Consider the following 22854-nt stretch of genomic DNA (forward strand, 5'->3'; position numbering starts at 1 on the left):
TATGCTAACAAGGGGGAACTACAGTGAAAAGAAATTTTAAAATAGGAATATTATCACTTATTTTGATCATAGGCAGTATTGGCTTGATCGGTTGTGGTGCAAGCCAAGAAAATAAAACAGAAAATCAGGCGAAAGAGGGTACAAAAACCTATACAGTGGTAACAGATGCAACCTTTCCGCCATTTGAATCTACGTTACCATCTGGAGAAGTTGTCGGATTTGACATGGATTTAGTGAATGCTATTGCTGAAGTACAAGGATTTAAAGTGAATATTCAACACGTAGGCTGGGATCCAATGATGAATTCGATCTCTACAGGGAAAGCAGATATTGGCGCAGCCGGAATTTCGATTGATGACGAGCGCAAGCAAAGTTACGATTTTACAGAGCCTTATTTTGAAGCAACACAATATATCTTAGTTCCAGAAGATTCAACCGTAACTTCTGTTGATGATCTTAAAGGACAAAATATTGGTTTTCAAAGTGGAACAACAGGTGAAAAAGCTGTTCAAAAGGTATTTGGTAAAGATTATGCAGGTGCAAAGGGATATGTAGACTTACCCACTGCAGTTAATGATATGTTAACTGGACGGATTGTTGCAGTAGTTGGTGATAATGCAGTATTAGGAGAATTTTTAAAACAATTCCCTGACAAAAACCTTAAAGTAGTGAAAGATGACCGATTTGAAAAAGAATTTTATGGTTTGATGGTGAAAAAGGGAAATCAAGAATTGTTAGATCAATTAAATGCAGGATTAAAGAAAATTAAAGAGAATGGCAAATATCAAGAGATCTACAATAAATATTTTGCTGAATAATAACTAACGATATGAATTATCGTTCAGTGCGTGAAAAGAGGGTTTATGATGAATGAATGGAGTGCAGTATTTGAGTATCGATATTGGTTTTTCCGTGGCGTAGGGTACACCATTCTTCTAACATCAGTGGGGGTTTCCTTTGGGACGATCATTGGCCTTTTTATTGGCTTGGGACAACTATCTCAAAATCGCTTTTATAAGTTATTTAGCCGTATTTATGTGGATTTATTTAGAGGTACCCCATTATATGTACAAATCTTAATTGTCCATTTTGCGGTGTTACCGGCCTTTTTTGGGGACCAATCACCCTCTGCGATTTTTTCCGGCTTTGTTGCCTTATCCTTAAATTCCGGTGCTTATGTAGCTGAGATTTTCCGAGCAGGTATTTTATCGATTGATAAAGGGCAAATGGAGGCAGCTCGTTCTTTAGGAATGAGTCATAGACAAGCCATGAGGTATATTATTTTACCTCAGGCTTTCAAAAGAATGTTACCTCCTCTAGGAAATGAATTTATCGCTTTGTTAAAGGATTCTTCTTTATTAGCAGTTATTGCAACACCTGAATTAACCTATGCCGGCCAAATGACCGCTAAAAATACATTTACAACATTTGCGCCATACTTAACGATTGCTGCGATTTATTTAATCTTAACATTGATTTTATCCCGTGGGGTTAGAGGGTTAGAAAGGAAGTTTTCCAATGATTAAGGTTGAAGGGTTATATAAAAAATATGATCAACTTGAAGTGTTAAAGGGAATTGATGTTCATATTCACCCTAAGGAAGTTGTCTGCGTGATTGGTCCAAGCGGTTCAGGGAAAAGTACCTTTTTACGTTGCTTAAACCGTTTAGAAGAGTTTCAAGCAGGGAAAGTGATCGTTAATGGTGATGACTTATCTGATCCTAAGGTTAATCTAAATATGGTTAGAACCCACGTGGGTATGGTTTTTCAGCATTTTAATTTATTCCCTCATATGACAGTGCTGGATAATTTAACCATTGCTCCGATTAAGGTATTAAATATGCCTAAAGAAAAGGCCGAAGAGATAGCGAAAAAGTATTTAGGAAAAGTTGGGCTTTTGGAAAAAGCGGATACTTATCCAGACCAATTATCTGGTGGTCAGAAACAACGGGTGGCCATTGCTAGAGCTTTAACTATGGAACCAACGGTCATGCTTTTTGATGAACCAACCTCTGCTTTAGACCCAGAAATGGTTGGCGAAGTGTTAGAAGTAATGAAGCAGTTAGCGAAGGAAGGAATGACAATGGTTGTGGTGACCCATGAAATGGGTTTTGCTCGCGAGGTCTCCAATCGAGTCATTTTTATGGATGGAGGAAAAATTGTCGAGCAAGGTTCACCAGAGGATATTTTTTCCAATCCGCAAAATCCAAGAACACAGTCTTTCTTAAGCAAGGTTCTATAAAGTAAGAGATCATAAGAGGTAAATTAAGTATAAATAAGTAATCTTTTTGAAAAAATAGAAATGGGGAAAGATCTCAAAATCCATTTGACTGTATGGAACTTACAGTGTTATATTCAAATGGAGAGAAATTTCTCGGATTTTATTGATGAAAGGATTGTGTCAGTAGATGCAAGGAAAAGTTAAATGGTTTAATGCAGAAAAAGGTTTTGGATTCATTGAAAGAGAAGATGGTGGCGATGTATTTGTTCATTTTTCAGCCATTCAAGGCGAAGGCTTCAAAACCTTAGAAGAAGGTCAAGCTGTTGAATTTGACATTGTTGAGGGAGATCGTGGACCTCAAGCTGCAAATGTTATCAAGTTATAATCCCTTTTAGGTTACATATACATTGATAACGTAAACCTCTCTATACCTATAGAGGGGTTTTATTTAGTATGCAGAAAGTGTAACTTTCTTCCTCCCTTACTCTTTATTCAGAGAAAGGCATGGATAAAGGAGCGCATTGTAATATTACAAACCGTAACATATTTTTCTATACTTTTTTTAAAAATCAAAGAAGGATTTTTGCTGAAAACAGGGAATAAATATAACTATGAAAGGAGGAGTTTACCATGAAATTTAACGTTCGTGGAGAGAACATTGTAGTGACCGAAGCATTAAGAGAATATGTAGAGAAGAAAGTAGGTCGCATTGAGAAGTATTTTGATACTCCGCCTACCTCAGATGTAAACGTAACCATGAAGGTAGTAAAAGATCTGCATACGGTCGAGGTTTCCGTATTACTCCCTGGGGTCGTTTTAAGAGGGGAAGAGTCTGGTGAAGACATGTACGCAGCTATTGATTTAGTTGTAGAAAAGCTTGAAAGACAAATCAGAAAACACAAAACAAAGATCAACCGAAAATTTAGACAAGAAGGTAGCCTAAAGACCTTATTTAAAGAAGAGCCAAATGGAAAAGTTTCCGAAGAAGAGGAAGATGATTTTAAGGTTGTTAAAACCAAACGATTTAACCTTAAACCAATGGATATAGAAGAAGCCATTTTACAAATGAATATGTTAGGACATAATTTCTTCGTATTTTCTAATGCAGAAACAGATGAGATGAATGTTGTTTATAAACGTAAAGATGGAAAATATGCGTTAATTGAGCCAGAATTTTAAAAAATAAAGAGTGAGTAAAATAAAACCAGACCAAAGCGATTTAATGCTTTAGTCTGGTTTTTTCCACTTGTCATTTAGGGGTTTATATATTCCATAAGCTGCGACATAGCGTGACTAGCAGCTTTAGCTGTGTAGCACGACTTGTACACTTTGTGTGCTTTCAGAAGTGCCCTTCTCTCCTTAATCTTTATTCATAGAAGGGTACGGATGACGGAGCGCGATGGAATATATAAACCTTTTATTTGAGGGCTTTTTAAGAAAGAGCCAATACTTTTTTAATTAATTTTACATCCGTTTCTAATTGGTCAACCCTTTTTTCGACTTTTGCATAAAGAAAGCCGATTTGGTTAATTTGTTCCGTATTATCTGCAACTTGTTTAGATATAGTATCTAGTTTCTGATAAACGACTTGGAATTGTTGACTGATATTGTCTTCCATAGATGTCATTCTGTCTTCTATAGTTGTGATTCTGTCTTCCATAGATGTCATTCTGTCTTCTATAGTTGTGATTCTGTCTTCCATAGATGTCATTCTGTCTTCTATAGTTGTGATTCTGTCTTCCATAGATGTCATTCTGTCTTCTATAGTTGTGATTCTGTCTTCCATAGATGTCATTCTGTCTTCTATAGTTGTGATTCTGTCTTCCATAGATGTCATTCTGTCTTCTATAGTTGTGATTCTGTCTTCCATAGATGTCATTCTGTCTTCTATAGTTGTGATTCTGTCTTCCATAGATGTCATTCTATCTTCTATAGTTGTGATTCTGTCTTCTATAGATGTCATTTTGTTATCCATTTGTGTAAGCTTATCCATGATTTGCATTAAAATTTCCTGTTCCAACGGTTATGCCTCCTTTCAATTCATTTTTAAAATAGGTTTTATGCCGTACAGTAGTTGCTAAAAATATTATATAACAAGAACACGTGTTTGTATATCTTTTTTTAAAAAAATAATGAGCGAATTAATTATACCCTAATTGTTAGATTGATTCCATCAGGTTATCGTAAAATGATATATCTCTGTATAGCTAATGAAACTAATATGTATTTTTCTCGTTAATTTAAAATAGAGGATTTTTTAAAAAAGATAAAGGTGTTTTTTGGCTAAATTCGGGCGATATGGAAAAAATAAATCTAGTATTTTATAGGAGAATTTGACTTTTATACCGCAAAACATGATAAAATAAAATTTGATATTGTTGAAATAATGAACATATTTTTGTTCTCTGAGAGGAGATGTTCCCGTGCTTGGATTGGTAAAAAAGGTTTTTGGTGATACCAACGATAGGGAAATTAAACGTTTAAATAAAATAGTCAATCAAGTGAATCAGTTGGAGTCAACTATTAGTACACTTTCAGACAGCCAACTTCGAGATAAAACGGCGGAATTTAAACAACGTTTAGAAAAAGGCGAAACATTAGACGATTTATTACCAGAAGCATTTGCAGTTGTGCGGGAGGCAGCAAAGCGCGTATTAGGAATGCGCCATTTTGATGTGCAAATCTTAGGTGGGATTGTTCTCCATGAAGGCCGAATTTCTGAAATGAAGACTGGGGAAGGAAAAACCTTGGTCGCCACCCTTCCTGCATATCTGAATGCCCTTGAAGGTAAAGGGGTACATGTGGTGACTGTTAACGAATATCTTGCAACTCGTGACCGTAATCAAATGGGGCAAGTGTTTGAATTCCTTGGATTAACTGTTGGGCTAAATATTCATGATCTATCTGCCCAAGAGAAGCAAGAAGCTTATGCAGCAGATATCACCTATGGAACTAACAATGAATTTGGCTTTGACTATTTACGTGACAATATGGTTTTGTATAAAGAACAAATGGTGCAAAGACCTTTAAATTATGCGATTATTGACGAGGTGGATAGCATCTTAATCGATGAGGCAAGAACACCTTTAATTATTTCTGGGCAAGCAGCAAAATCTACGGATCTTTATTATGCTGCTGCTCATTTTGTCAATCGCCTAAAAGAAATAGAAGATTATACAATGGACATTAAATCCAATTCTGTTGCTCTTACAGATGAAGGGGTAGAAAAAGCAGAAAAATCTTTTGGAATTGATAACTTATATGATACAAATCATATCACATTAAATCACCATATTACTCAGGCATTAAAAGCAAAAGTGTTGATGAAACGTGACCGAGATTATGTGGTGCAAGATGGAGAAGTGATTATCGTTGATGAATTTACTGGCCGTTTGATGCATGGCCGCCGTTATAGTGATGGACTTCATCAAGCGATCGAAGCAAAAGAAGGACTTCAAGTTCAAAACGAAAGCATGACACTTGCTACGATCACCTTACAAAATTACTTCAGAATGTATCAAAAACTAGCGGGAATGACGGGTACAGCTAAAACAGAAGAAGAAGAATTTAAAAAGATCTATGGTTTAGACGTTGTGGTGATTCCAACGAATATGCCAATGATCCGTGAAGATATGCCTGATGTGATTTATAAAACAGAGAGGGCAAAATACCAAGCTGTTGTAAATGAAATTGTTAATCGCTATCAAAAGCGACAACCTGTGTTAGTAGGTACTACTTCGATTGAAAAGTCTGAGCTTTTATCTGAAATGTTAAAGCGTAAAGGCATTCCTCATAATGTGTTGAATGCAAAATTCCATGCCCAAGAAGCAGAGATTGTAGCAAAAGCAGGCCAACCTGGAACTATTACAATCGCAACAAACATGGCTGGCCGTGGTACAGATATTGTTTTAGGAGACGGAGTTTCCAAGCTTGGAGGTCTCCATATTATTGGTACTGAACGTCATGAAAGTAGACGAATCGATAACCAGCTTCGTGGTCGTTCAGGGCGTCAGGGAGATCCAGGCTCTACTCAATTCTATCTTTCACTTGAAGATGAACTTATGAAAAGATTTGGTTCAGAGCATATCATGGGTATGATGGATAAGTTGGGAATGGAAGAAGACCAACCAATTGAAAGCCGAATGGTTACAAGGGCAATTGAATCGGCCCAAAAACGAGTAGAAGGACAAAACTTCGATATCCGTCGTACTGTCTTACAGTATGATGATGTGATGAACCAACAACGTGAAGTGATGTACCGTCAACGTCGCGAAGTGCTTGAAAGCGATAATCTACGTGACGTGGTTATTGGTATGATCATGAACTATGTAGAACGTTTGGTACACCTTCATTGCCCTGAAGAGCTTGTCCAAGAAGAATGGGATCTAAAAGCGATTATTGAACAATCAAACCGGACTTTCTTAAAAGAAGGAACGATTACGGAAAAAGATATTTGGGGGAAAGAACCTGAAGAGATCATTGAGCTTTTCCGTCAAAGGATAGAACAACAATATCAAGAACGTGAAGAACAACTTGGAGAAAATATGAGAGAGTTTGAAAAGGTTGTTCTATTACGTGCAGTAGATAGTAAATGGATGGATCACATCGATGCGATGGATCAATTGCGTCAAGGTATTCATTTACGTGCTTATGGACAAACTGATCCATTGCGTGAATACCAAATGGAAGGCTTTGAAATGTTCCAGGGAATGATTCAAGCGATTGAGGAAGAAGTGGCCACTTATATCATGAAGGCACAAATCCAGAATAACTTACAAAGAGAAGCTGTCGCAGTGGGTCAAGCGGTAGATACAAAAGGTGAACAAACGAAGAAAAAACCAGCAAAAGCGGCTGAAAAAATAGGAAGAAATGACCTTTGCCCATGTGGAAGTGGTAAGAAATATAAACACTGTCATGGCGCAACAGCATAATTTGATCGTGGCCAAGTAGAAATTCTACTTGGTTCTTTTACATCTCCATTATTTGTTGGAGGAATGGGCAAACTATGTTAGAATGGAAAGGTGAATTTTACCTAAGAGGTGAAGTAGATGCTGACAGAAAGCGAAATAAAACATGAATTAGAAAAGATGGCTAAGCGTTTAGCAGAAATCAGGGGGTCTCTTTGACATTGATCAAAAAAAGAGCCGAATACAAGAATTAGAAGAAGTGATGGCTAAGCCCGATTTTTGGGATGATAATGATGCGGCTCAAAAAGTGATTAGTGAAGTCAACGGATTGAAAGAATTAACTGAGCAAATGACAGACCTTGAGCAACAATTTGAAGATATTCAAGTGATGCTTGAATTAACTTTAGAGGAAAATGATGAAGCAATGCTTGCTGAGCTTGAAAAAAGTATGAAATCTCTTAGCAAGCGGTTTTCTGAGTTTGAATTACAATTATTGCTTAACGATCCATATGATAAAAACAATGCCATCTTAGAGATTCATCCTGGTGCAGGTGGTAAAGAGTCTCAAGATTGGGCTTCAATGCTACTGAGAATGTATACTCGTTGGGCTGAGGATCATGGGTATAAAGTAGAAGTCCTAGATTATTTAGCAGGTGAAGAAGCAGGAGTTAAAAGTGTAACTCTTATAATTAAAGGCCACAATGCCTATGGTTACTTAAAAGCAGAGAAAGGAGTTCATCGTTTGGTACGTATTTCTCCTTTTGATGCTTCAGGACGACGACATACTTCATTCAGTTCTGTTGATGTTTTACCTGAAATTGAAGATGAAATCGATATAGAAATTCGCACAGAGGATCTGAAAATAGATACTTACCGTTCCAGTGGCGCTGGAGGACAGCATGTCAATACGACCGATTCAGCGGTAAGGATTACACACCTACCTACTAATATTATTGTAACTTGCCAATCAGAGCGCTCCCAAATTAAAAACAGGGAAAAAGCGATGAAACTATTAAAAGCAAGATTATATGAAAAGCAAATCGAAGAACAAGAAAAACAATTGGCAGAATTACGTGGAGAACAAAAGGAAATTGGTTGGGGAAGTCAAATCCGTTCTTATGTCTTCCATCCTTATTCGATGGTCAAAGATCATCGTACCAATACGGAAACGGGAAATGTGAACGCGGTGATGGATGGAGAAATTGATGCATTTATTGATGCCTATTTACGTAGTAGAATCTCTAGAACGTAAAAGGTATTAATATAAGAATTAGAGAATGTTTAAAATAAACCACAAAATATATCTATAAAAAACATAAAAATTGGAGGGATAAAAATGGCTTTAGATGAACAAACTTTGGCTTCATTAAAGAAAACAGCCAATACCATTCGTCAAGAAATTGTTAAAATGGTTGCTGAAGCAAGTTCTGGACATCCTGGTGGTTCTTTATCTGCCACAGATATCGTAACCTATTTATACTTTCATGAGATGAACATTGATCCTAAGAACCCTAAAGATCCAGACCGTGACCGTTTTGTATTAAGTAAAGGACATGCTAGTCCAGTTCTTTATGCTGCATTAGCAGAAAAAGGATTTTTTCCAAAGGATGAATTAAAGACATTCCGAAAAATCAACTCTCGCCTTCAAGGACACCCAAGTCGTAAATCGCTTCCTGGAGTAGAACAAAGTACGGGTTCCCTTGGTCAAGGATTGTCTTCTGCCAATGGGATGGCATTAGCTGGAAAGTTGGATCAAAAGGATTATCGTGTCTACGCAATGCTTGGAGATGGAGAGTTACAAGAAGGAATGATTTGGGAAGCAGCCATGGCAGCTGGACATTATAAATTAGATAATTTAACAGCCATCGTCGACTACAATCATTTACAGATTGATGGTAAAGTCGATGAAATTATAAACCCAGCCCCAATCGACGAAAAATTCCGTGCATTTGGCTGGCATGTAATCATAATTGATGGCCATGATTTGAATCAAATTGATTCGGCTGTTCAAGAAGCAAAACAAACCAAAGGGAAACCAACGATGATTATTGCTAATACGGTTAAAGGAAAAGGAGTTTCCTTTATGGAAAATCAAGTAGGTTGGCATGGAACAGCACCAAATGCTGAACAATTGGAGCAAGCATTAGCAGAATTGAATGGAGGGAAGCAAAATGACTAAGATTGCAACCCGTGATGCCTATGGAAAAGCATTAGTAGAAGTGGGAGAAAAAAATCCAAATGTGATTGTCTTAGATGCTGACTTGGCGAAATCCACCAAAACGATCGACTTCGCCAAAAAGTTCCCAGAACGATTCTTTGATATGGGAATAGCCGAGGCCAATATGATCGGTACTGCTGCAGGTTTAGCAACAACAGGGAAAATTCCTTTCGTTAGCACCTTTGCTCTATTTGGAACATTACGAGTGGGCGATATGATTCGAAATTCCATTTGCTATCCTAAGTTAAATGTAAAAATCGCGGTTACCCACTCTGGGCTTACTCTAGGAGAAGATGGTGCTTCACACCAAGCAGTCGAAGATATTGCGATGATGAGAGCGATTCCTAATATGACTGTCATTGTACCAGCAGATGCTGAAGAAACAAGGCAAGTGATTCATGCGGCTGTTGATTACGATGGCCCGATGTATATTCGCTTAGGTCGCCCAGCGGTTCCAGTTGTTTTTGATGAGAATTACAAATTTGAGATTGGTAAAGGAACTGTTGTTAAAGAGGGAACGGATGTTACGATCATTGCGATGGGTGTCATGCTAAGTCCTGCGATCGAGGCAGCAAAACAGCTTGATCAAGAAGGGATTTCTACCCGAGTGATCAACATGTCTTCCGTTAAACCAATTGATAAGGATATCATAATTCAAGCAGCGAAAGAAACGAAGGGAATCGTTACTGCCGAAGAACACAATATCTATGGTGGCCTAGGAAGTGCGGTAGCTGAAGTGGTTACTGAATACGCACCAACTGTTGTAAAACGCGTCGGTGTAGAAGATACCTTTGGAGAATCTGGTAAACCAGATGAGTTATTAGTAAAATACGGACTAACTGCTGAACATATCATCAAAAAAGCAAAAGAAATCGTGAATCAATAGGACTGTATAGAAATTGCAAAAGACTGCTTACCTCCAAAATGAGTAAGCAGTCTTACTTTCTTTATTGCACCCACATGCTAAACAAACCCTCAGTAATCCCCAAATTGTACATATAATAGAATCCAAATATCATACTTAATGCCCCGGCAAAAATCGTTAAGGATTGATTCATCTGAATATGTTTTGCGCTTAAAACAAAAGGAATACCGATTAGGGTAGTAAAGGATAACATACTAATCGTTGTTCCCACCCCAAAAACGATAATATAAATGGCTCCTTCTATGGGATTATGTACGGTGGACATTGTCAAAATAATCATAGCTGCACTGCCTGCTAGTCCATGAATAAAACCAATCATTAAAGATTTTAAATAGGAAAGCTTCTTTTCGTCTTTTGGATGGACATGAGAATCGTGACGATCATGAAAATGTATATGAGCGATCCCATTATGTTCATGATGATGAACATGAATCTTATTTTTCTTGAAGGTAAGAATCGTTGAGACTCCAAGAACGACAAGCATAATCCCAACTAAAAATTCTAAGGACATGGCCCATGTTACAGGGATTTCCCCTTTTATCCAAATAAAAGAGATGCCAACAATAAAAATCGTTGCCGTATGGCCAATTCCCCAGAAAACGCCTGCTAATGAAGATCGCCAAAGACTTTTACTTTGACTGGCAATCGTTGAGACAGCGATGATATGGTCAGGCTCAATGGCGTGTTTCATTCCAAGGACAAATCCGATCATTAACACTTCTAAAAAGCCCACTTCCACTTAAATCCCTCATTTCGTATAGTGAAGAAATATATCATTTTAAAATTATTATAAAGATTAATTGAAAAAATTGAAAGCGAATTCAAAAAAATCTATTATTTTTAGAGAATTTAATATAAAATGTTTGGTGTAGGAATATACATATACTATCGAATCATTTTTAATATAAATATATTAGCTATATGCAGTGATTATGAACAATTGGTGAACTAATATACGATACAACTTTTTTATAATCATAAGTGTTATTATTATCATTCTAGAAAAATGGAGGAGTAAAAGAATGGATGGAGAGAAAACGATTTTAGAATCTGCTCTTGAAAGGGGGATTTCTCGTCGGCGTTTCTTACAGATGTGTACCGGTTTGGCTGCCACAATGGGTTTAAGTTTTTCCCAAACGGATGTTGTAGTGAAGGCAATGGAAACAAAAAAACGCGTACCAGTCATTTGGCTACAAATGCAAGATTGCACAGGTTGTTCTGAATCATTTATTCGCTCTACTCATCCTAAGGTTGAAAGCGTTTTACTAGAGATGATTTCGTTAGAATACAGTGAAGTCTTATCCGCCGCTTCCGGTCACCATATTGAGACTGCCCGTCAAAGTGTCCTTGAAAACTACAATGGGGAGTATGTCTTAGTTGTAGAAGGAAGTATTCCTTTAAACGATGACTTTTTGATGATTGGTGGTAGATCCGCAAAAGAACTTCTGCTCGAAACAGCAAAGGGAGCAATGGCGGTGATTACTTATGGAAGCTGTTCTTCATGGGGTGGAATTGCAGCAGCAAAACCAAATCCGACCCATGCAGTGCCTGTGACTGATTTAATCAAAGATAAACCAGTGATTCGAATTCCTGGATGTCCACCAATCGCTGAAGTGATGACTGGTGTGATCGCACATATTATCACCTTTGGAACAATTCCGGAACTAGATAGTCAAAAAAGACCAAAGGCTTTCTATCGACACAGGATTCATGATACATGTAACCGTCGTGCGTATTTTGATGCAGGCCTGTTTGCAGAAAGCTTTGATGATGAAGGGGCAAAACAAGGCTATTGTCTATATAAGCTTGGTTGTAAAGGCCCTACTACATATAGTTCTTGTGCGCAAATTCGTTGGAATGGTGGGGTAAGCTTCCCGATTCAATCAGGTAATCCATGTATTGGTTGTACAGAAAATCAATTCTGGGATAATGGGCCTTTCTATGTTCGTGAGTCAGAAATCCCTGGTACACAAACGACGATCAATCCTGAGAAAGTTGGTCTCTATGCAACTGGGGCTGCACTAGCAGGTATCGCTGTTCATGCATCTATTACCGCAATGAAAAAAGAACCAAAAAAACAAGAAAACTCGATAAATAGAGGTGAATAAAGATGGAGCGATTAGTGATCGATCCGGTTAGCCGAATAGAAGGCCATTTAAGAATTGAAGCAGATTTTAATGATGGGGTGATTAAAGATGCTTTTAGTTCTGGGACATCAGTAAGGGGAATTGAACTGATTGTCCAAGGCAGAGACCCAAGAGATGTCTGGGCCTATGTTCAACGGATCTGTGGGGTTTGTACCACGGTTCATGCCTTGTCCTCCGTTCGTTCAGTTGAAGATGCGTTAGATATTCATATCCCGCGAAATGCTCATTTAATCAGAGAAATGATGAATGAAACATTATTTGTTCATGACCATGTCGTTCATTTTTATCATTTACATGCCTTAGATTGGGTGGATGTCGTCAATGCATTAAAAGCAGACCCTGCAGAGACAAGTCGTATTGCTCAATCGATCTCTGATTGGCCGAAATCATCTGTTGGTTATTTTAAAGAGGTTCAAAATAAAATTAAAAAATTAGTGGATAGCGGACAACTTGGTATTTTTGCTAACGGATATTGGGGTCATCCCGCTTATAAGTTACCACCTGAGGTAAATCTACTAGCAGTAGCACATTATCTAGAAGCACTAGATTGGCAAAAAGAAGTAGTAAAAATCCAAACGATTTTTGGAGGAAAGAATCCACACCCATTTTACGTGGTAGGTGGAATGGCTACTCCAATCGATATCAATAGTGATACAGGAGTGAATGCAGAACGATTAGCCTATATTTCTCAACTGATTGATGAAGCAAGAGAGTTTGTGAACAAGGTCTACATTCCTGATCTTTTAGCGATTGGTTCGTTCTATAAAGATTGGACCTATGGTGGAGGATTAAACAATTACTTGGTTTATGGGGATTTCTCTACCAGCGATTGGAAAGAAGTGAAGGATTATCGTATGCCTCGAGGTGTCATTCTAGATGGCGATTTAAGCAAGGTATATGATGTAGATCCTAGAGACCCAGAACAAATTAAAGAATTTATTGATCGTTCATGGTATACCTATGATGGTCAAAGAACAGGTGCAAAACATCCTTGGGAAGGGGAAACCACATTAAATTATAGTGGTCCAAAAGCACCTTATAAAAATTTAAATACGGATGATAAATATAGTTGGTTAAAATCTCCTCGTTGGAAGAACAAACCGATGGAGACAGGTCCATTGGCTCGAATGTTAGTAGGATATGCACTAGGCAAAGAAGAGTTTGTCGATATTGTCGATAGTACTTTGAAAAAATTAGATTTACCGATTAGTGCCTTACAGTCTGCCTTAGGAAGAACGGTTGCGAGAGGACTTGAAACAGTTCTCATTTCCAACTGGTTACGCAATGATATGGATGAACTATTGAAAAATATCAAGAATGGGGATCAAACCACATTTGACCGTACAAAGTGGGAACCAAGTACATGGCCAAAACAAACAAAAGGTGTAGGTTGGATGGAGGCTCCTCGCGGTTCGTTAGGCCACTGGATTGAAATTGAAGATGGCAAGACAAAAAATTATCAAGCGGTTGTTCCTACGACTTGGAATGCTTCTCCAAGAATTGAGGACCAAAATGTGGGTGCTTATGAAGCGGCTTTAAGGGGGACACCTGTTTTAGATCCTGAACAACCGATCGAAATTCTAAGGATTATCCATTCTTTTGACCCATGTTTGGCTTGTGCCGTTCATCTGACAGATTTAGAAAATCAAAAAATGACCGAACTGAAAATAGGTTATTAGGAGGGAAGTTTGATGTCGATCCCTACTGAACCAAATCCAATCCCAAGGTATCAGCCTGATTTTACCTTTGACCCAAACCATGTTAGCAGGAATATGAAAGGAAACTGTACTAAAGTATATGTATGGGAGCTTCCGGTACGTATTTTCCATTGGATCAATGCACTAGCTATTATCATTTTAATGATTACCGGAGTCTATATTGCTCATCCTTTTGTAGCTGCGCCTGTTCAAGAAGAAGCTTACTATTCTTTCTTGATGGGCTGGGTTCGTTATATTCACTTTTTTTCTGCTTTTGTTTTTACGATCAATTTACTTGTCCGGTTCTATTGGGTTTTTGTTGGGAATCAATATGCAAAGTCAAACCCGTTACGAAAAGAGTTTTGGAAAGGTACGTTTGAAACGATAAAATTTTATTTATTCCTAAAAAATAAGAAAAAACATTATATTGGTCATAATGCCTTGGCTGAATTAAGTTACTGGATCTTTATTGGCACAGGATCACTCATCATGATGTTTACTGGATACTATTTATATTTTGAACCCAATCCAGAATCCTTTTGGGGGAAATTCTTCTCTTGGGTTCCATACCTTTTTGGTGGAGATAGTTTTTCCGTTCGATCTTGGCATCATTTAGTGGCATGGGGATTTATGGTGTTTATGGTGATTCATATTTATATGGCATTTCGTGAAGATTGGCTCACAAGGAACGGAACGGTATCTTCTATTTTCACAGGTTATAAGTCTGAATGCGATCTAAGAGACTGAAGGTGTGTAACAGATGATGACTGAAGAAAAAAAAGCAAAAAAAATCATTATTATTGGCATTGGCAACACCCTCTATTCAGATGAGGGTGTTGGTGTGCATATTCTTCCCTATTTACGTGAAGCTCTACCAGAGTCACCCTATCTTGAGATCGTAGAAGGGACAACGGATGGAATCAAATTATTAGAACCTGTTGAGGAAGCTGATTATTTGATTATTATTGATGCGATCAATGCGGGGAAACTAGCAGGGGAATTAATAACGATTGAGAATGAGGAAATACCAAAGTATTACGGGATCAAAATGTCAATTCATCAAGTGGGTTTTCAAGAAGTATTATCTGCAGCCAAACTTCGGGAAAGATTACCGGAAAAAATGATCATGTTCGGTATCCAGCCTTATTCCTTACAATTAGGTCTTGAATTATCAGAAACGGTTCAAAAACAATTGCCAAAGCTGGTAGAAAAAGTCGTTCAACAGGTTCAAATTTGGAGTGAAAGTTTGTGAATCGTGCCGAGTTCTTATCTCAGATGAAAAAGAGCCTTTTAGAGGCTGTAAAAGAGTTTGTTTCTCCTTTAATTGAAGAGGACGTTGAGAAGATCGATCAATTGTTTGATGAGATGACTGGGGTGAAGTGGCACTCTCTTGGACATCTTCATCCAAAAGCGTTTATTGGGGTTAAGGATCTTTTTTTAGAAAATCGTTCGATTAGCCTTTATTCTAATGGGGAAGAGATGAAAGCTCTTGATAAAACTTGCCCAATTTGCCATGCCTTCATTCAGTGGATTCCTTTTGAAAAGAAATTGATCTGTCTAGCATGCAATAAGCAATATTTCATTGAAAAGAATGAGGGCCAATTCATTCCAAAATTTTACCCTTTAAAAGAAAAGGATGGTAAGTGGTTTGTTTTAATAGAGAAAATGTAAAGAAAAGAGGAGGATCAAGATGCATGAGATGGCTTTGATGGGTGATATCCTCCATTTGATAGAAGAAGATGCGAAAAAGAGGAATATCAAAAAAGTAGAAGAAGTAGATTTAATCGTAGGAGAATTGAGTAATGCACTACCAGACGCATTGGAAATGGCTTTTGATGTGTACAAATCTCAGGGAATTGATTTCTTAAACAAGAATGCAAAACTAACCATCATTCACGAGAAAGCAAAAGCCATATGTGTGATCTGTGAATTAGAATATATGCCAGAACAACGGATTGCGGTATGCCCTGCATGTAACTTTCCGAGTGGCAAGTTGATCGCTGGGGAAACGTTTAAAGTGAAATCCTATAAAGGAAATTAGACAGGTTTGTATAGGGGTGGAGTATACAAACCACGAAAAGCAATGTGTTAAAGTTGTGTACCATCTTTACAAAGGGGGAAAGGGAGATGGAAATCGTTCTAGAGGAAGACATTCTATCAAATAATAATAAGGCCGCTGAATTTAATAGAGAGCAGTTTCAAAAAAGTAGAACTTTAGTGATCAATATTATGAGTTCACCTGGGGCAGGAAAGACGACGCTATTGGAAAAAACTGTACAGGCTTTATCCAGTGAATTTCGCATTGGTGTCATCGAAGGAGATTTGGCTACAGAAAAAGATGCGGATCGTATACGTGCATTAGGAGCAAAAGCAGTACAAATCAACACCAATGGTGGTTGTCATCTAGATGCAAGAATGGTAGCAAAAGTGTTGCCTGAATTTAATTTAGATGATATAGATATCTTATTTATTGAGAATGTAGGTAACCTGGTTTGTCCATCTGGTTATGATCTAGGTCAAGCCCATAAAGTGGTGGTTTTGAGTATTCCAGAAGGAAATGATAAGATTCCAAAGTATCCAGTGATGTTCCGTAGAACAGAATTGGTTGTCTTAAATAAAATTGATTTGCTTCCTTATCTAGATTTTGATGTACAACAAGCAATCGAAGACTTAAAAGGAATTAACCCTGAATCGAAATTGATCCAACTTTCATCGAAGACAGAAGAAGGACTAGAAGAATGGCTCAATTGGATCAGGGGTGTTTATCAAAAATGCTTAAAGCCAGCAAATTAACGATAAAAGGAAGGGTTCAAGGGGTGGGATTTCGCCCCTTTATCTTTCAATTAGCTGAAAAATATGACATCAAGGGAACTGTTCAAAATAATATGGATGGGGTACGAATCGTAGCGGAGGGGGAGGAAGAATCCCTTCAACAAATGATTGATGAAGTTAAGCTCCATCCTCCAAGGTTATCTAGAGTGGATTCTATTGATGTTGTAGAAATGGATCCTAAGGGATATCAAGATTTTATGATTATTCCAAGTGAACGAACGGGGAAGTCCTCTTTAGTGATTCCCGTCGATTCGGCGGTATGTGAAGATTGTTTACGGGAGATGAAAGACCCAACCAACTTTCGCTATCGTTATCCCTTTATCAACTGTACCCAATGTGGCCCCCGGTATACGATTATCTCTGAATTACCCTATGATCGTCCCTATACGGTCATGTCATCTTTTGAGATGTGTGAGTCCTGCCAGGAGGAATATGAGAACCCTAATAATCGTCGTCATCATGCTCAACCGGTTGCTTGCGTTTCTTGTGGGCCAGATGTTGAATTATTATCCATCGATGGAGAAGGTATAGGGAAAGGTGATCAAGCGATCAAAAAAGTACAACAGTTGTTAAAACAAGGCTTTATTGTTGCGATCAAAGGCCTAGGGGGTTATCATCTAGCCTGTGATGCTTTGAATGAGGAGACAATCTCTCGTCTAAGGGAGAGAAAACGACGGCCAAATCGGCCCCTTGCTGTAATGGCTGCTTCAATGGAAATCGTTAGGGATCTCTGTTATATTGGACCAAAAGAAAAGGAAACCCTTCAATCGCCCGAATCACCGATTGTCGTATTAATGCAAAAGCAGCATAACCAGTTGCCTAAAAACTTGGCTCCAGGCTTAAAGACACTCGGGGTCATGTTTCCATATACGCCATTACATCATCTACTCTTCGATGATCCAGACCTTCGTTTATTGGTGATGACGAGTGCCAATCCATCAGGAATGCCGATTCTTTATAAAGATGAGGAAGCACGAAAAGGATTAAAGGGAATTGCAGATTTTATCCTTACCACGAATCGAGAAATTTTACATCCTTTAGACGATTCGGTGGTTCAGGTCATTGATGGTGAGATTACTTTTCTAAGGCGTTCAAGAGGTTATGTTCCTGATCCAATCTCAACACAGCAGCCTGTCCATGATGTGATAGCTTTAGGTGGGCAGCAAAAAAATACCTTTGCCATTGGCAGACATGAGCAGATCTTCTTAGGACCTCACATTGGGGATATGGATCACTTGGAGGTTGTCGATTTTTTTAAGAATGAATTTCACCATCTCATGAAATGGATGGGAACTCAAGGAAAAGTGATCGCTATAGACATGCATCCCCAGTTTACAACGAGAAGATTGGCGGAGGACATGCAGGGGAAGATGATTGAAGTGCAACATCATCATGCTCATCATGTGGCGTGTATGGAGGATAATCAGCTGACTGAACCTGTGTACGGGATCATTTTAGATGGTACTGGCTATGGTGAAGATGGTAATATTTGGGGTTTTGAAATCCTTTACGGAGACGCCCGTTCCTTTAAGCGACTAGCCCATCTTACTTATACTCCCCTCCCAGGTGGGGAAAAAGCGATTAAAGAGCCTTGGCGCAATGCTGTCGGGATGATGATTGGTTATTTAGGAGAAAAAGGAGTAATACTAGCAAATCAACTTTTTAAAGAGAAAGAATACGAGATTGATATTTTAAAAAAGATGATTGAAAAGAAGGTCAATACGCCACTGGCAGGAACAAGTGGCCGTTTGTTTGATGCTGTTAGTGCCATGTTAGGCATTTGTCATATTTCCACCTATGATGGTGAAGCAGCAATCCGTTTGTCTGAAATGATGCCTGAAGAAATCACGATTCAAGAATCCTACCCCTTTGAAATTAAAGAAAATGGGGATCAGGGACTAGAGATTGATTTTACCAAAATGATTGATCATATAACACAGGATATTTTGCAGAAGAAACCAGTGGTTGAGATCGTTCAGCTGTTTCATCAAACGGTGGTTACTGCTCTTGTGGAGGCACTTGTACAGGTCTCCAGTTTCCAAACAGACTGGAACCGAAAAGTGGTTTTATCAGGGGGCAGTTTTCATAATCCATTTTTAACTAGTGAAATGAAAAGGAGACTTTCGCAGCTAGGCTTTGAAGTTTATACCCATAAAAAGGTTCCTTGTAATGATGGGGGAATTGCATTCGGTCAGTTAATCGTCGCGGCAAATGCTATCAATAGAGATTCGAATGAAAGGATTTAAAAGGGGGAGAGTAAGGAAATGTGTGTAGGGGTTCCAGCAAAAGTAATAGAAAAAGAGGAATATACGGCAGTAGTGGATGTCATGGGGTCAAAAATGAGGGTAGGTATTATCTTTGTTCCTGAAGTACAAGTAGGTGAATATGTGGTTGTTCATGCAGGACAAGCCATGTCGATCGTTGACGAAGAATATGCAAAGGTCAGCATTGAGGAATGGAGGACGCTTGCTGATGCTAGAGATTCTGAATGAATCCTCCAACCCTGAGTTAAGTCGAAAATTATTAGCAAAAGTGATGAACTTAGCGAATTTATATAAAGATAAATATGGAAGACTTCCAGCGATCATGGAAGTATGTGGTTCCCATACGATGGCTTTAGCAAGAACGGGGATTAAAAAGTCGTTAAAGGATCATGTGAAGCTTATTTCTGGTCCTGGTTGCCCCGTTTGTGTGACCGATCAAAAATCGATTGACGCAATGATCCAATTGGCGGAAGGGGAAAATCGAATTATTTGTACCTTTGGCGATATGATCAGGGTTCCAGGAACGAAACGTTCGCTGATGGAAGCGAAAACAGAAGGAAGAGAGATTCGAGTCGTTTATTCCCCTGTCGATGCAGTGGAAATCGCTAAGAAGCATTCAGATAAGGAAGTCGTTTTTCTAGGAATCGGGTTTGAAACCACAATTCCTGTTCTTACTGTTGCCCTGAAGATGGCAGATGATGAAGGAATTACAAACTTTTCCATGTGGTTAACCACGAAATTGGTAGAACCAATCATTCGTCATTTACTAGAATCTGAGGTTGTTAAGATCGATGGATTTCTATTACCAGGCCATGTATCTATTGTATTAGGAAAAAATAGTTATCAATATCTTGTGGATGAATATCAGATCCCTGGTGTAATCAGTGGGTTTGAATCAGTAGAAATGTTAAGTAGTATCTATAAACTTTTACAATTGCATCTTCAAGAAAAAGCAGAGATTATCAATGATCATCGAACTATCGTCACCGATAAAGGCAATCAAGTGGCCCAGAAACTGATGGAAACGTATTTGACGCTGAGTGATGAAGCATGGCGGGGAATCGGGATCATCAAAAACAGTGGTCTTGATTTGCGGGAAGAATATGCCCACTTAAATGCGAAGAAGAGATTTAACATGACAGTAGGAGAACCTCGTAAAACCGCATGTCGGTGTGGGGAAATCATTCGGGGGATTATTACACCTGAGGAGTGTCCTCTTTTTAATAAAGCTTGTACCCCTCTTCATCCCATTGGGCCATGCATGGTATCTAGTGAAGGAACCTGTGCTGCCCACTATCAATATATGAGGGAGGAATAATTATGAATGATCGAATCAGCTTAGCCCACGGGGATGGGGGAGAATTAGCCCACCAACTGATTCAGGAAGTATTTGTAGATACCTTTGGTCATCAAGAACAAGCGAAATTGGATGCAGCCATTCTTTCTATAGCACATTCAAGGATTGCCATTTCCACAGATAGTTTTGTCATTAAACCTCTCTTTTTCCCAGGCGGAGATATTGGGAAGTTAGCCGTTACAGGAACTGTAAACGATTTAGCAGTAAGTGGAGCGACACCAAAGTTTCTTACTACTAGTTTTATCATCGAAGAAGGCTTTCCGATTGTTGATCTGAAAAAAATCGTTCAGTCGATGGTAGAAGAAGCGAAAAAAGCAGATGTAAGAATCGTAGCTGGGGATACAAAAGTAGTTGAAAAAGGAAGTGCAGATGGACTCTATATCAATACAACAGGGATCGGTTGGATTGACGAACATCATACAGTAAAACCTGAATCGATGCAAGAAGGGGATTCGATCGTCATTAGTGGAACAATAGGAGATCATGGGATTGCTATCCTTTCTGCTCGAGGAGACTTAGGAATTCAAACAGAAGTTCAAAGTGATTGTGTTACGTTAAACCATATGATTGCAGAGGTTTTACAAGCAGTCAATCATGTTCGGATCATGAGAGATCCCACTCGAGGTGGTTTGGCTACAACACTTGTGGAGATATGTGAAGACTTTAACATCACTATGGAAATCGATGAAATGCTTCTTCCTGTACGAAGAGAAGTACAAGGGGCCTGCGATATCCTTGGTTATGAACCATTTTATTTGGCAAATGAAGGGAAGGTCATTTTTATTGTAGGAAAAGAGGATGAGGAAAAAGTTCTTTCCATTTTACATCAATATGAAATAGGAAAAGAAGCCAAAGTGATAGGTAAGGTGATAGTGAAAGGCAAAGGAAAAGGAAAAGGAAGGCTTTTTCTTAGAACGCCGCTTGGAAGCACCCGGCGTCTAGACCGCCTATCTGGTATGCTTCTACCAAGAATCTGTTAGTTCGAATATCTCTAATATGGTTGAAATTGCAAGAAACGAGTTCTTGCAAATTTCAACCTTTTTTTGGTTTTGTATATTCCATAAGCAGCGACATAGTACGACTAACAGCTGTGGCTGTGTAGCGTGAACAAACTTATTAAAAAAGACCAAGCTTTGTATAAAAAAACAATTGAATTTATAAAAATACGGATGTATAATAATTCAAAGATATTTATAAATATTTATCAGGGAGGATGGATGAATTGAATGTGATCGTGGTTGGGGCAAGTGGCTATAGTGGGGTAGAACTGATTCGAATCTTATTACAGCACCCCAAAGTAAATATTCACCACTTGTATGTACATAGTCAAGAGGGTGAATCGATCGACAGAATCTATCCTCATTTACGTCATCTCTTGGAGTCACCGATTGAAAAATTATCTGATCTTACCATAGAGAAAATAGTTGAACTCAAAAAAGAAAATGATGTGGTTTTTCTAGCTACTCCTTCTGGGGTAAGTAAAGAACTTGGTGCCCAATTTCTTGAGGCAGGATTTAAAGTGATCGATCTTTCTGGGGATTTGCGTTTAAAAGAGCCAATACAGTATGAGCAATGGTACCATCTAGAGGCAGCTGATTCATCTCTTTTGCAACAAGCGGTTTATGGGTTATCTGAAGTGTTTCCGAAAGAGATTAAGGAAGCCAATTATATTGCCAATCCAGGATGTTATGCTACAAGTATTTTATTAGCCTTAGCTCCATTATATAGAAGGAAGTTGCCGATTAAATCGGTGATTATTGATGCCAAATCAGGGGTGTCAGGAGCTGGTCGGGGTTATTCGCGAAACACACACTTTTCAGAAGTCAACGATAATTTTAAAGCATATAAAGTGGGAAGGCATCAGCATATTCCTGAAGTTGAACAAGTATTAACAGATCTCAGTGGCCATCAGGTTACGGTACAAATGATGACCCATTTACTACCGATCACAAGAGGAATCTTGTCAACGATTTATCTAGACCTTGAAAAGGAATATAAAGAAGAAGAATTGGTTCAATATTACGTAGAAGATTATGGTAACCAACCTTTTATCCGCGTTCGTCCTAGCGGGGAATACCCTGAAACTAAACAAGTGGTTGGTTCCAATTATTGTGATATTGGGATTTTCTTAGATCAACGGACCAAAATACTGATTCTTTTTTCAGCCATTGATAATTTAATGAAAGGAGCCGCAGGGCAAGCGGTTCAAAATTTAAATCTGATGATGGGTTGGGAACAGGAGTTAGGATTGAGGTTTGTTCCTATCTATCCGTGAGAACAAACATAG

At 38.4% G+C, this 22854-nt stretch carries 23 protein-coding genes; 21 read left to right on the forward strand and 2 right to left on the reverse strand.

The features are described from left to right. Positions 1-23: 23 nt before the first annotated feature. The 5 genes from BEN26_RS02870 to hpf all read left to right on the forward strand — a co-directional run bounded on the left by BEN26_RS02870 (position 24) and on the right by hpf (position 3399). Entirely contained in the window at positions 24-818 is a 795-nt protein-coding gene (locus tag BEN26_RS02870) for a basic amino acid ABC transporter substrate-binding protein (protein ID WP_255421845.1), read from the forward strand. Positions 819-866: 48 nt separating this feature from the next. Continuing rightward, complete coding sequence (locus tag BEN26_RS02875) at positions 867-1526, forward strand: amino acid ABC transporter permease (RefSeq protein WP_399167815.1); 660 nt, start codon at positions 867-869, stop codon at positions 1524-1526. Further along, entirely contained in the window at positions 1519-2241 is a 723-nt protein-coding gene (locus tag BEN26_RS02880) for an amino acid ABC transporter ATP-binding protein (RefSeq protein WP_069801026.1), read from the forward strand. Before BEN26_RS02875 ends, BEN26_RS02880 begins: the two co-directional genes overlap by 8 nt. Before the next feature lie 166 nt (positions 2242-2407). Next, on the forward strand, positions 2408-2605 hold the full coding sequence (locus BEN26_RS02885) for a cold shock domain-containing protein (RefSeq protein ID WP_068726213.1): 198 nt from the start codon (positions 2408-2410) through the stop codon (positions 2603-2605). 245 nt (positions 2606-2850) lie between these two features. Continuing rightward, positions 2851-3399, forward strand: a complete 549-nt coding sequence (gene hpf / locus BEN26_RS02890) for a ribosome hibernation-promoting factor, HPF/YfiA family (RefSeq protein ID WP_068726209.1) — start codon at positions 2851-2853, stop codon at positions 3397-3399. Positions 3400-3652: 253 nt separating this feature from the next. Here hpf and BEN26_RS02895 read toward each other — a convergent pair whose 3' ends face one another. Beyond that, entirely contained in the window at positions 3653-4240 is a 588-nt protein-coding gene (locus tag BEN26_RS02895; protein WP_181482170.1) for a tropomyosin, read from the reverse strand. A 403-nt stretch (positions 4241-4643) separates the two neighbouring features. On the opposite strand from BEN26_RS02895, the gene secA2 reads away from it, so the two are divergent. The 4 genes from secA2 (at position 4644) to BEN26_RS02915 (ending at position 10231) form a co-directional block, all read left to right on the forward strand. After that, positions 4644-7151 (forward strand): accessory Sec system translocase SecA2, encoded by a 2508-nt coding sequence (gene secA2 / locus BEN26_RS02900; protein ID WP_069801024.1) that lies wholly within the window; start codon positions 4644-4646, stop codon positions 7149-7151. A gap of 117 nt (positions 7152-7268) precedes the next feature. Then, positions 7269-8379 (forward strand): peptide chain release factor 2 gene (prfB, locus tag BEN26_RS02905; RefSeq protein ID WP_181482171.1). Its coding sequence is split into 2 segments (ribosomal slippage): positions 7269-7343 and positions 7345-8379, totalling 1110 coding nucleotides; the frame shifts between segments, so codons are not numbered across the junction. 84 nt (positions 8380-8463) lie between these two features. Next, the gene (locus tag BEN26_RS02910) at positions 8464-9306 is read left to right on the forward strand and encodes a transketolase (protein WP_069801022.1); all 843 of its coding nucleotides are present in this window, start codon (positions 8464-8466) and stop codon (positions 9304-9306) included. Beyond that, positions 9299-10231, forward strand: a complete 933-nt coding sequence (locus BEN26_RS02915) for a transketolase family protein (protein ID WP_069801021.1) — start codon at positions 9299-9301, stop codon at positions 10229-10231. Before BEN26_RS02910 ends, BEN26_RS02915 begins: the two co-directional genes overlap by 8 nt. Before the next feature lie 61 nt (positions 10232-10292). On the opposite strand, the gene BEN26_RS02920 is transcribed toward BEN26_RS02915, so the two are convergent. Then, positions 10293-11009 carry an urease accessory protein UreH domain-containing protein gene (locus BEN26_RS02920; protein ID WP_069801020.1) on the reverse strand — a complete coding sequence of 239 codons (717 nt, stop codon included), beginning with the start codon at positions 11007-11009 and terminating at the stop codon, positions 10293-10295. A gap of 283 nt (positions 11010-11292) precedes the next feature. On the opposite strand from BEN26_RS02920, the gene BEN26_RS02925 reads away from it, so the two are divergent. The 12 genes from BEN26_RS02925 (at position 11293) to argC (ending at position 22842) form a co-directional block, all read left to right on the forward strand. Then, positions 11293-12378, forward strand: coding sequence for a hydrogenase small subunit (locus BEN26_RS02925; protein ID WP_069801019.1), 1086 nt, complete (start codon positions 11293-11295; stop codon positions 12376-12378). 2 nt (positions 12379-12380) lie between these two features. Continuing rightward, entirely contained in the window at positions 12381-14096 is a 1716-nt protein-coding gene (locus BEN26_RS02930) for a nickel-dependent hydrogenase large subunit (protein ID WP_069801018.1), read from the forward strand. Positions 14097-14189: 93 nt separating this feature from the next. Next, positions 14190-14861, forward strand: coding sequence for a Ni/Fe-hydrogenase, b-type cytochrome subunit (gene cybH / locus BEN26_RS02935; RefSeq protein ID WP_399167883.1), 672 nt, complete (start codon positions 14190-14192; stop codon positions 14859-14861). Between the two features lie 13 nt (positions 14862-14874). Continuing rightward, the gene (locus BEN26_RS02940; RefSeq protein WP_399167824.1) at positions 14875-15366 is read left to right on the forward strand and encodes a HyaD/HybD family hydrogenase maturation endopeptidase; all 492 of its coding nucleotides are present in this window, start codon (positions 14875-14877) and stop codon (positions 15364-15366) included. Then, positions 15363-15785 carry a hypothetical protein gene (locus tag BEN26_RS02945; protein WP_069801017.1) on the forward strand — a complete coding sequence of 141 codons (423 nt, stop codon included), beginning with the start codon at positions 15363-15365 and terminating at the stop codon, positions 15783-15785. Before BEN26_RS02940 ends, BEN26_RS02945 begins: the two co-directional genes overlap by 4 nt. Before the next feature lie 19 nt (positions 15786-15804). Further along, the gene (locus BEN26_RS02950) at positions 15805-16155 is read left to right on the forward strand and encodes a hydrogenase maturation nickel metallochaperone HypA/HybF (RefSeq protein ID WP_069801016.1); all 351 of its coding nucleotides are present in this window, start codon (positions 15805-15807) and stop codon (positions 16153-16155) included. A gap of 86 nt (positions 16156-16241) precedes the next feature. Further along, on the forward strand, positions 16242-16907 hold the full coding sequence (gene hypB / locus BEN26_RS02955) for a hydrogenase nickel incorporation protein HypB (RefSeq protein ID WP_068726183.1): 666 nt from the start codon (positions 16242-16244) through the stop codon (positions 16905-16907). Then, on the forward strand, positions 16886-19192 hold the full coding sequence (hypF, locus tag BEN26_RS02960) for a carbamoyltransferase HypF (RefSeq protein ID WP_069801015.1): 2307 nt from the start codon (positions 16886-16888) through the stop codon (positions 19190-19192). Before hypB ends, hypF begins: the two co-directional genes overlap by 22 nt. A gap of 18 nt (positions 19193-19210) precedes the next feature. Then, the gene (locus tag BEN26_RS02965) at positions 19211-19438 is read left to right on the forward strand and encodes a HypC/HybG/HupF family hydrogenase formation chaperone (RefSeq protein ID WP_069801014.1); all 228 of its coding nucleotides are present in this window, start codon (positions 19211-19213) and stop codon (positions 19436-19438) included. Next, positions 19419-20528 (forward strand): hydrogenase formation protein HypD, encoded by a 1110-nt coding sequence (gene hypD, locus BEN26_RS02970; RefSeq protein ID WP_069801013.1) that lies wholly within the window; start codon positions 19419-19421, stop codon positions 20526-20528. Before BEN26_RS02965 ends, hypD begins: the two co-directional genes overlap by 20 nt. Before the next feature lie 2 nt (positions 20529-20530). Beyond that, positions 20531-21547: a hydrogenase expression/formation protein HypE gene (hypE, locus tag BEN26_RS02975; RefSeq protein ID WP_069801012.1), complete on the forward strand. Its 1017-nt coding sequence runs from the start codon at positions 20531-20533 to the stop codon at positions 21545-21547. A 233-nt stretch (positions 21548-21780) separates the two neighbouring features. Continuing rightward, positions 21781-22842 (forward strand): N-acetyl-gamma-glutamyl-phosphate reductase, encoded by a 1062-nt coding sequence (argC, locus tag BEN26_RS02980; protein ID WP_069801011.1) that lies wholly within the window; start codon positions 21781-21783, stop codon positions 22840-22842. Positions 22843-22854 lie beyond the last annotated feature (12 nt).

It is taken from the genome of Tepidibacillus sp. HK-1 (assembly GCF_001748485.2).
GTDB classification, from domain to species: domain Bacteria; phylum Bacillota; class Bacilli; order Tepidibacillales; family Tepidibacillaceae; genus Tepidibacillus_B; species Tepidibacillus_B infernus.